Genomic DNA, 9280 nt, shown 5'->3' with positions numbered 1-9280 from the left:
GAGTGTTGGCAGAAATTATTTAATTTTGAACATTTTTCATTTTTCTCCTTTAAATTTTTTAGATCAATATTTTTAATTTGAGGATATGAATCTTATTGCATTAATAACTGAATATAAATCCATTTCATTCTCTTTAATAAGATTAAATAATCTTATCATATTATATGAGGCTACAATGGTGAACATTAAGTTTTGTATTCTTTTTAAGCCAATTAATGGAATAAAATCATAATGATAAACTCTTTTAAAAGTTCCGTTATGTGCTTCCACTGTCTTGGAACGAAGTTTATAATCATTTATTCCTTCTTCTGTGGACATTAATCTTTCTACTTTGTATGTGGACTCGTGAATGTATCTTGTTATTGTTCTATGGTTTGATTTGTAACATTTTCCTTTGTATTGGCAGTTTTTGCAGGCTTGGTAATTAGAATAGACTAATTTGATTTTATTTCCTCCTCCTTTTTCTTGTGGTGCCAGATATGCTCCATCAAGTGTTAATTCTTTATTATTTGGACAAATGAAAACATTTTTATATTCATCAAAGACAAAATAATCAATAGCAAATGGATTGTCAGGTTGATTATCTGAATTCTTTCTATTTTGCTGTGATGTTGGGATTAAAGCACTGATTCCTAAGTTATCAAGATATTCTATGTTTGCTAATGTTAAATAGATTGTATCAGCGCTAATTTTCTTTGGTTTAGTGTTTAAATTAACGAGGATTTGATTCATTAGTGCAGGAATTTGATAATGATCTGTGGGATTTTGAACTACATTAACTCCGCAAATCAACTTAGATTTAGTGTCTGTGCCTAATTGGACATTATATGAAAACTTTCGATACTTTTGGCCTTTATCCTTAGTTTTCATTAACCTAGCATCATTATCATTCAAAGCAAGTGACACCTGACCCGAACAATCTAACAAATACCACCAATAAAAAAGAATATCTACTTTTTCTTCATCTGATTTCGATTCATCCCTCAAAAATTTTCGTGCAGTTCTTCTAAGCTTTTTAATTTCTTCCTTTGATAATTCTTCCACCATATAATGTTTTATTAACAAACTAATGTCTTTTTCTTTAATTATATTGAATGGAGAGTTATATGCTCTTTTTATGGTTCCATCAATTGCAATATGTTCAAAATCAGTTAAACCAATTCTATTTGCCACGACCAGAATAAAACTCATTATTAACTTGTAAATTAGGGAAAAATACATACGATAATCCCGTATTGTTCTATCACTTGGTTCAACGCCATGCGAAATCAGATTATACAAATGATTGTACTTTGCATTATAAGCCAATTCAACAGAACTTGTAATTTTATTAATATGTCCATAAAAAATTAGTTTTATCATATCCTTCAAATCAAAAGGCGGTTTTCCAGGACCAGAAGTTAATCGTTCGATTTTAAAGAATTTAAAAGTACCATCAACAATTTCCGAAGCCAAGTACATAAATTGAAATTCTTCTTCTATTTCTTCAATTTCCCTAGTCAAATCTCTTAAAATATAATTATTCAAAATCATATCTATCTAAAACTCCAATACATAATTTAAAAATTATAGAATTAACTATAATCAATTATATATTTGTAATTTCTAATATAAATAGATTTAAATAACTTATAGTTAGAATAATAAGTAATTAAGTATTAAAATTAAATATTGATAATTATTATAAATAATTAGATTAAATTACTAATAATAAGAAGGTTTCTGTAAAAAATAGCAATAATTCTATGAAAAAATTTTTTGTCGAATTAAAATTGAACAAAATTTAATAAAAAATAGAAAAATATATGAAAAGATGAACAGATTCAAAAACTAAATAATTTCTGCCAACACTCTAATTTTCTAAAAAAAAGTAGTATAGAGAGGTAATTGATACAACTATCATATAAGTTTTCATATAACTTCCTCAATTATATATATTAAAATTACATCACTTAGTTTAACTTCTTTAAGTACTTCAACTCTCTGAATGATATTGATTTTTCATAGAATTTCTAAACTAATTTTTATCAAAAAAAGTTCGGATTATGTGAATGAGGTGATGGTTATGTGAATTTTAGTGTTTAATCGTTTGCATGCACATCAAATGCTGAAAGCAGCATTTCCCCCACACCTTCAGCATCAGGGTCATGACTTCCCTTGCCCGTGTCAAGCACCCTGATTTTATCCATCTCACCATCAGTCAACTTAAAGTCGAATATATCCATATTGGATTTTATGCGTTCGTCCTTTGTGGATTTTGGAAATACAATTATTCCTTCCTGATTTTCAAATCTTAAAATAACCTGTCCTGCATTTTTACCGTATTTATCAGCAATATCAACAATTACAGGATTAGTTAAAAGGTCGTGGCTTCCATGACCTAGCGGACCCCATGATTCAAGTTTAACATCGTCCTTGGCCATTATTTCACGTATTTCCTTTTGCTGGAAGTATGGATTGAACTCAACCTGATTTACTGAAGGCATTGTATCAAAATCCGGTACAAAACTGTTCCATAGTTTCGGTGTCATGTTGCTTACCCCTATTGATTTGATTTTGCCTTCGTCTTTAGCTTCCTCCAATGCTTTCCATGCTTCACCGACTGCACCGTAAGGCTGATGCAGGAGATACAAATCCATATAATCTGTCTGAAGCTTTTTTAAAGATATGTCAATGGCCTTTTTGGCATCTTCATATTTGTAATCCTGAAGCCACATTTTAGAGGTTATCCATACATCTTCACGGTCAATTTCACTGTCCTTGACAGCACGACCCACTTCCTCTTCGTTGAAGTATGCTGCAGCTGTGTCGATGTGTCTTACTCCGAATTTCAGTGCTTTTGAAACTGCATCATATGTGCTTCCGTCGGCAGGAATCAGAAATGTTCCAAAACCGATTGAAGGAATCTCATTACCGTCATTTAATTTGAAAGATTTCATATTATCATTCTCCTTATTCTACCTGTAGTGAATATCTTCCGCTGCTTATTGAAGCTATTACTCCACCGTCAATGAGCAAATCGATTCCTGTTATGAATGAAGCCTGGTCGCTTAAGAGAAACTCTGCAGCTCTTGCAATCTCTTCAGGAGTTCCGACCCTTCTTGCGGGAGATGAGTTTATCATTTCCTGATATCCTTCACCTGCGGCCTCAAACTCATCATAAGCCAAAGGAGTTACAATTATTCCAGGACTGATTGTGTTGATTCTTGCTCTTTTATCCCCCCATGTTGTTGCGGCTGCTGTTCTTACCCTCAAATGATTTGCCCTTTTGGCGACAATGTATGCAACACCTGAATTGACCATTGCATCATTTTTGATAAATTCAATGTCTTTAAGTTCACTTGTAGGTGCCATAGCTATTTCATTTTCAACTTCAGGAGGAATATTCATCATATATCCGGTTTGGCTTGATATGATAAGGCCAGATCCTCCTTCTGCAATGTAGTCTGCAAACACGTCAATGGTTTCTGATGTTGCAACCAAATCAAGGTTTATTATATGTTCCGGGCTTGCCTGGTTAGGTGAAGCACCGGCAGTGTTTATGAAATGTTTTAAATTTCCCAATTCTGATGCCCTTTTAGCAAATGCTTCAACGGATCTTTTATCCATTGCATCGACAACCTGTGTTTCTACAATGTATCCTTCATATCTTAACTCTTTAGCCCTCGTTTCAAGATTGTCTTCGCTGATGTCTCCTAAAAAGATAAGTTTGCCTGCACCTATTCTTTTGACTATTGCTGTTCCCATACTTCCTGCACCTAAAAGTGCAATCACTTCCTTGTTTGTGTTTATATCAAATTCCATAATCTAATCCTCCTTGCTTATGATTTTAAATAGAATATTTTTTAGTGTGATTATCTCTTCATCTGTTAAATCAGATGTCACTTCCTTTTCCCAGTCGTCTATGACTTTGATAAGCTCGTCTGTCTTTTCCATTCCTTTTTCTGTTAACTTGACTCTTTTCTTTCGCCTGTTTTTTGGGTCCTCCGCTCTTTTGATGTATCCATTGTCTTCGAATTTTCTAAGCAGTTTTGCAATGTATGCTCCACTTACCCTAAATACATCAACCAGATCCTGCTGGGTCGTTATATCATCGAATCTTATCCTTAAAAGAACAGACAGTTCCTTGATGGTCATGCCATTGTCCTTTAGGACACTGTTGAAAAATGATCCGTAATCTGAAATGATTTCTTCAACGTAATGGTAAAAGAATATCTTTTCCGGATTGTCACTGTAAATCATAATAATCTAAAATTAGTTTTATATGCCATACTATAAATACTTAACCATAGTTAACAATTAACTATAAATAACAATTAATCATAATTATTATTAAAGGATTTGATAACATGAAAGTACTATTAGTGAATGGAAGCCCAAACAGAGAAGGATGTACCTACGTTGCATTGAATCAAATCAGAGAAACATTGAAAAATGAAAGCATTGATGCAGACATATACAGGATAGGACATAAGGACATCAGAGGATGCATAGACTGCAGGAAATGCAGTGAACTTGGAAAATGCGTATATGATGATGAAGTGAATAACTTTGTTGAAATGGCCGAAGAATATGATGGATACATATTCGGAGGACCAGTGTATTATGGAACTGTCAATCCCACACTGACCAACTTCATGACAAGAGTTTTCTTCTCATCATTTTTCGGAGGAAAAAGAATATTCCGATTGAAACCTGCAGCAGCTGTTGCAAGCGCTAGAAGAGCCGGAACAATGACTGCAATTGACACAATAAACAGATTCTTCACATGGGCAGAAATGCCAATAATAAGCTCAACATACTGGAATGTAATCTACGGAACAAAGGCCGAAGAAGCACTGCAGGACCATGAGGGATTGCTGACAATGAAAAACCTTGCAAGAAACATGGCATGGTTTTTAAAAATAAAGCAGTTAAGCATCGAAGAAGGAATTCCGCTTCCTGAGTTTAGCAGATAAAATTAACAATATTGTCGTTAATGTGAGAGATGATTCGAAAATAGAATTCTACTTTTATCATAATGTAATTTATATTGTTTGCCTGTTGCTTTTAATTATCTCGGAAAGTTTAATGTTTGGATTTCTGTATCTCTCATCAGGATTTGCTTCATCGTTTATTGTCAGTGTATGTGTTTTGCAATGGTGAACACAGCCTAAACAGAAATCACAGGTATCTCCAAAACTTGGTTTTTCACCAGTAAGTTCAATATTTCCTCTTGGACATACTTTAGTGCATACTTCACACCCGCTGCAGTCTTTCCCAACTTGGATGCGGTATTTTTCACACATTGTATTTTCCAATACAACTTCAATATTTTCAACATCAGTAAAAAGTTCCTTATCCAAAATGTATTCCCTTTTGGCCAGAACATCATTATTTATTTTTTCAATCTCCCCAATGATGTTTAAATCCTTTTTCAGTTCGATTTCCTCTGCCATGTCGAATACTGGCAGGAAATTATCAACCATTAACACTGAATTTGTGTAGTTAACTGTAATGCCTCTTTTGTTGAATGTTTCTTTCATTATTCGAAGAGCATTTTGATCGCCGTCCCTTCCGTAGGATGTTATCAAAAACAGATAGTCTGTCCTGATGTTGACCTTTTCAACAAATTCCCTAATCAGTTTCGGTGAAGTTGCGAAAAAAACTGGAAAGATGATTCCTACAGTGTCATCTGCAATATCAAATTCATTGTCTTTTACAAGTTGAGGAATGCTTATTAAATCTCCCCCAAACTGTTTTGCAATGAAGAGATTATTTCCGGTTGATGTATAATACAATATTTTCATTTTAATCAAAAAAGAATTTTAAGAAAGTATTTATTCGGGATAAATACTTTCCGGAGGGTTATCTAAATCCATAATATATTTGTTTTCAAGGTTTTCAGGACCTAATGGAGTGTGTGTTGACAGATACACGGTCGGATTGTTTTTGATGAATTCACGTACATTGTCTAATGTTTCCCTTGCTTTTTCAATATCTTCAAAAACGATTGAAAGCTTGTTTGCATAGAGTGCTTCATCAGTATATGTTATATCGCCATGAATCATGTAAAATAAATCATCATCTTCCACAATGACTATGCTGTTTCCGGTAGTGTGGCCTATCGCCTGAATAAGATATACTCCATCAACTATTTTTTCAGCTTTCGGGAAATTCTTATAACTGGTTTCATAATTAACTGTTATGATGTTGTCCCCATCAAGTTTTAACTCTTCAGCTTCAGTTTCAGACATGTATATTTTAGCGTTCGGAAATTTTGACAGTTCTCCCGAGTGGTCAATATGCTTATGTGTTAGAAGAATTCTTGATACATCTTCCATTTTATAGCCTAATTTCTCCAATGCTTCAACATAACTGCTTATCAGCTCACCATTGTAGATTGGAGTTGAATCATCAGGTTCCGGAGTATTAAATCCCTCTGGAATACCAGTATCCACTAAAATCACTTCATCTCCTGTGTCAATCAGGTAATTTTGAATGCTTGCCCGATATTTAATGGATGCATCGAAATTTTCCATTCCATCTTCACCACCAAAAGCAAAAGCCTGATTCATGAATCCGTTTTTAAATGTTTTAACCGCTTTAATCTCCATTTTACCCACCTAAAAAATAAGTTTATTCAGTAGCAGGACCGTTGATTAACAATTGGGTCAGGTAGTTTTGTTTTCCAATCATTTTGCATAAGTCAAGTTGCTGTTCGCTCCAGTACATGTCTTCCTCTTCATCCTTGAGATATACTTTCATCAGGTCATAGGTGGTTGCATCAAAGATTCCGGAATCCATAACTTCGTTTAAAAATGCAATTCCTTCAACAGATACATTGTAATCATATTCTATGAACTCAACAATGTCTGTGTATATAGGTTTTGCTTCCTGTGCTTCCTGTTTGATTTCTCCACCTAAATCAAGGATTCTGTCCATGAACTGTTCTACGAAATCCATTTCTTCAGTTGCATGTGCAATGTATTTGTCCCCTAGGGACGGAAATCCTAATCCTGCAAATATTTTAGCTTGAATTCTGTGTCCGAATGAATTTGCGGATAAACCGGTTACAATAGCCTGCAATACTTCTATAGTCTTTTCCTTATCAGCCATGATTTCACCTTTCATATTATATTTTACTTAAGTATCTTAAGTATAATATTAGTTTTTGCTTCACAATATTTAAGTTTTATCAGTATTCGGCTGCACCTTCACAAAAGACATATAACATTTCTTTGAATTTCATTTTGTCTTCAAGAGAATAATCTTTAAAAATTTCTGATTCCCCTTCATTAATCATGTTTAAAAGAAAATTAAAAATGGATTCACCCTTATCCGTTAAACTAAGAGATTTTTTACCATAATCGTCTTTTAAAAATTCACGTTTAACATAACCTCTTTTTTCAAGCCTTTTAACGATTTGAGCAATATTTGCTTCTGAAACATAAAGTAAATTCGCCAATTCCTTTTGGGAAATGTTTTCATGATAGAAAATATTGGAAAGATAAGTGAAATCCCTGGGAGTAATATCCTTGAAATTCTCCTTTAAGAAATTGTCGTGAAGCACATTAATGTAGTTAATGAAATAAAAAAAGGGAGTAGTCTTCAACCGGTCATCATCAAAATTTAAACTAGCCATACAAATCACCACAGTAAGTAATAGTATGTAGCTAGAAATTAATAAAAATATCTTCAGTTATGAAACTAATACGGATATTGTAATTGAAAATATTTAATTTTCATAATCTTAAAAATTAGTGTATAAAAAAAAGTATCACAACTATCACCTATCCTATCATAGGTATTTTCAATTTCAGTCGTTATTGGATTCAGTGCCGGATTTGATTTAATTGAACTCCTGAAGTCACTTTCAACATTATTTTTAGTGCCGTTTTTCTATATTGCTGCCAAAAGATTTGTCAGTTTGAATGTCCGTGAACTTCTTAAAAATACTCAAAAATAAGCATATGGCAAAAATAGCGCAACTATCCCCTGATTTCATATAAATCATTTAAAATCATTGCTAAGGGTAAAAAAAATGTATGTGTGTTTAAAAAAAATCAGAAAAATTAAGTAGTCCCGAGCGGAGTCGAACCGCTATCTTTGGGTCCAGGGCCCAAAAGGATTGCCACTACCCCACGGGACTATGCAATTATTTTTAGAAATCATCCTATTTGAACCTCTCCGACCTGTAGAGTTCGGAGATTCTCGGGCTGTAAGTCTCTTGTGAGTCTTAGAATTACCGAGCTATCCCTCTGGGTCTCAGAGTTCATATTAATATATTATTTTCCATAGTTTATAATATTTATGGATGCATTCAAATCTCTATCTAAGATTGCGCCGCAGTTCGGGCATTGCCGGTTATGTTCTTTTATGGTTAAATCTGTGTTTCTGTAGCCAAAACGTGACAGATTTGTGAGGACGGATAATATCGGGGAAGTTCAATGAATGTTTTTCCATATAGTTCGCATTTGTATTTTATCATGTTTTTTAGCATTCCTAGGCTTACGTTTTGTAGTCCTTTGCTGTAATCATGGTCTAGTATCATTTCTTTTAAATTTAGGTTTTCCATTTGATTATGTCGTATTCTTTGACTATGTCTTTGCTTATTTTGTGATAATATTCTCTTTTGATGTTGTTTCTTTTGTTTATGTGTTTGTGTAATGTTTTTAGGGTTTTTTGTAATGTTCGCTGCCGTATTTTTTTTCTTTTGAGGTTTTTTGTGTTTTTTTGAATTTTGTATATCCGAATCCTCGTTTAAAAAAGTTTTCGTATGCTTGGAGTACTGGTTTATAGCATGCCTGCATAGTATTAATATCCAAATCATTAATAAAAGGATGCCATTCTCTTAAATAGTTAAATATGGATTCCATATACTTATTGTTAACATATGGGGATTGATAATGGAATATATTGGCTATACGTCTGTTGTACTCTATTTCATCAATTAGGTTATTGTGAATGAAACGTGAATGTCCCAAATATTGTTTAAACAATTTTTCTTGTATTTGATTAGGATAAACACGATGCCTACAAGTCCGATAAACCATAAAAAAAATACTCCTCTTCAATTAAAATTACTAAAACTTATAATACATATTATAATTATATTTAATATAATAAATAATCGCGAGAGAGCATTTGACGAGTATTTGTGCGACAAGCTAGGGTCTATTTCCCATTTAAATCAGTGAAATTTTATTTCAATCCCAGTTATGACGGGATTTTCCCCATTGAAACTCATAATCGAGTAATTGGTTATGGGGTTGCATGATATTATGCCTAAATAAATATA

12 protein-coding genes and 1 tRNA gene are annotated in these 9280 nt (G+C 33.1%); 1 reads left to right on the top strand and 12 read right to left on the bottom strand.

Annotated features, from left to right (window positions below; genetic code table 11):
• Positions 1 to 72: 72 nt before the first annotated feature.
• The 4 genes from ACKI44_RS09205 to ACKI44_RS09190 form a co-directional block, all read right to left on the bottom strand.
• Positions 73 to 1455 carry a transposase gene (locus ACKI44_RS09205; protein ID WP_407423685.1) on the bottom strand — a complete coding sequence of 461 codons (1383 nt, stop codon included), beginning with the start codon at positions 1453 to 1455 and terminating at the stop codon, positions 73 to 75.
• A 626-nt stretch (positions 1456 to 2081) separates the two neighbouring features.
• Positions 2082 to 2939 (bottom strand): aldo/keto reductase, encoded by an 858-nt coding sequence (locus ACKI44_RS09200; protein WP_407423683.1) that lies wholly within the window; start codon positions 2937 to 2939, stop codon positions 2082 to 2084.
• A gap of 13 nt (positions 2940 to 2952) precedes the next feature.
• On the bottom strand, positions 2953 to 3804 hold the full coding sequence (locus ACKI44_RS09195) for an SDR family oxidoreductase (RefSeq protein WP_407423681.1): 852 nt from the start codon (positions 3802 to 3804) through the stop codon (positions 2953 to 2955).
• A gap of 3 nt (positions 3805 to 3807) precedes the next feature.
• Positions 3808 to 4242: a MarR family winged helix-turn-helix transcriptional regulator gene (locus tag ACKI44_RS09190; RefSeq protein ID WP_407423679.1), complete on the bottom strand. Its 435-nt coding sequence runs from the start codon at positions 4240 to 4242 to the stop codon at positions 3808 to 3810.
• A 107-nt stretch (positions 4243 to 4349) separates the two neighbouring features.
• Between ACKI44_RS09190 and ACKI44_RS09185 the strand changes: the two genes are divergently transcribed.
• A complete protein-coding gene (locus tag ACKI44_RS09185) occupies positions 4350 to 4958 on the top strand; it encodes a flavodoxin family protein (RefSeq protein WP_407423677.1) in 609 nt (202 codons plus the stop codon).
• A gap of 69 nt (positions 4959 to 5027) precedes the next feature.
• Here ACKI44_RS09185 and ACKI44_RS09180 read toward each other — a convergent pair whose 3' ends face one another.
• From ACKI44_RS09180 to ACKI44_RS09145, 8 genes are all read right to left on the bottom strand, one after another.
• Positions 5028 to 5789 (bottom strand): EFR1 family ferrodoxin, encoded by a 762-nt coding sequence (locus ACKI44_RS09180; RefSeq protein ID WP_407423675.1) that lies wholly within the window; start codon positions 5787 to 5789, stop codon positions 5028 to 5030.
• Between the two features lie 30 nt (positions 5790 to 5819).
• On the bottom strand, positions 5820 to 6596 hold the full coding sequence (locus ACKI44_RS09175) for an MBL fold metallo-hydrolase (protein ID WP_407423673.1): 777 nt from the start codon (positions 6594 to 6596) through the stop codon (positions 5820 to 5822).
• Between the two features lie 22 nt (positions 6597 to 6618).
• Positions 6619 to 7098 carry a bacterioferritin gene (locus ACKI44_RS09170; RefSeq protein WP_407423671.1) on the bottom strand — a complete coding sequence of 160 codons (480 nt, stop codon included), beginning with the start codon at positions 7096 to 7098 and terminating at the stop codon, positions 6619 to 6621.
• Between the two features lie 79 nt (positions 7099 to 7177).
• Positions 7178 to 7624, bottom strand: a complete 447-nt coding sequence (locus ACKI44_RS09165) for a MarR family transcriptional regulator (RefSeq protein WP_407423669.1) — start codon at positions 7622 to 7624, stop codon at positions 7178 to 7180.
• Between the two features lie 435 nt (positions 7625 to 8059).
• Positions 8060 to 8131, bottom strand: a tRNA-Gln gene (locus ACKI44_RS09160).
• Positions 8132 to 8267: 136 nt separating this feature from the next.
• On the bottom strand, positions 8268 to 8360 hold the full coding sequence (locus ACKI44_RS09155; protein WP_407423687.1) for a zinc ribbon domain-containing protein: 93 nt from the start codon (positions 8358 to 8360) through the stop codon (positions 8268 to 8270).
• Positions 8361 to 8362: 2 nt separating this feature from the next.
• Positions 8363 to 8557: a zinc ribbon domain-containing protein gene (locus tag ACKI44_RS09150; protein ID WP_407423667.1), complete on the bottom strand. Its 195-nt coding sequence runs from the start codon at positions 8555 to 8557 to the stop codon at positions 8363 to 8365.
• A gap of 97 nt (positions 8558 to 8654) precedes the next feature.
• A complete protein-coding gene (locus tag ACKI44_RS09145) occupies positions 8655 to 9035 on the bottom strand; it encodes a helix-turn-helix domain-containing protein (protein WP_407423665.1) in 381 nt (126 codons plus the stop codon).
• Positions 9036 to 9280: the final 245 nt, after the last annotated feature.

Origin of the sequence: Methanobrevibacter sp. (genome assembly GCF_045646205.1) — an archaeon.
Classification (GTDB): domain Archaea; phylum Methanobacteriota; class Methanobacteria; order Methanobacteriales; family Methanobacteriaceae; genus Methanocatella.
The sequence above is the reverse complement of the archived record's forward strand: the minus strand, read 5'-3'. Positions and strand labels throughout refer to the sequence as shown.

Coding starts and splice junctions, on each gene's coding strand:
- ACKI44_RS09200 (WP_407423683.1), bottom strand. CDS start 2,939: ATGAAATCTTTCAAATTAAATGACGGTAATGAGATTCCTTCAATCGGT.
- ACKI44_RS09195 (WP_407423681.1), bottom strand. CDS start 3,804: ATGGAATTTGATATAAACACAAACAAGGAAGTGATTGCACTTTTAGGT.
- ACKI44_RS09190 (WP_407423679.1), bottom strand. CDS start 4,242: ATGATTTACAGTGACAATCCGGAAAAGATATTCTTTTACCATTACGTT.
- ACKI44_RS09185 (WP_407423677.1), top strand. CDS start 4,350: ATGAAAGTACTATTAGTGAATGGAAGCCCAAACAGAGAAGGATGTACC.
- ACKI44_RS09180 (WP_407423675.1), bottom strand. CDS start 5,789: ATGAAAATATTGTATTATACATCAACCGGAAATAATCTCTTCATTGCA.
- ACKI44_RS09175 (WP_407423673.1), bottom strand. CDS start 6,596: ATGGAGATTAAAGCGGTTAAAACATTTAAAAACGGATTCATGAATCAG.
- ACKI44_RS09170 (WP_407423671.1), bottom strand. CDS start 7,098: ATGGCTGATAAGGAAAAGACTATAGAAGTATTGCAGGCTATTGTAACC.
- ACKI44_RS09165 (WP_407423669.1), bottom strand. CDS start 7,624: ATGGCTAGTTTAAATTTTGATGATGACCGGTTGAAGACTACTCCCTTT.
- ACKI44_RS09150 (WP_407423667.1), bottom strand. CDS start 8,557: ATGGAAAACCTAAATTTAAAAGAAATGATACTAGACCATGATTACAGC.
- ACKI44_RS09145 (WP_407423665.1), bottom strand. CDS start 9,035: ATGGTTTATCGGACTTGTAGGCATCGTGTTTATCCTAATCAAATACAA.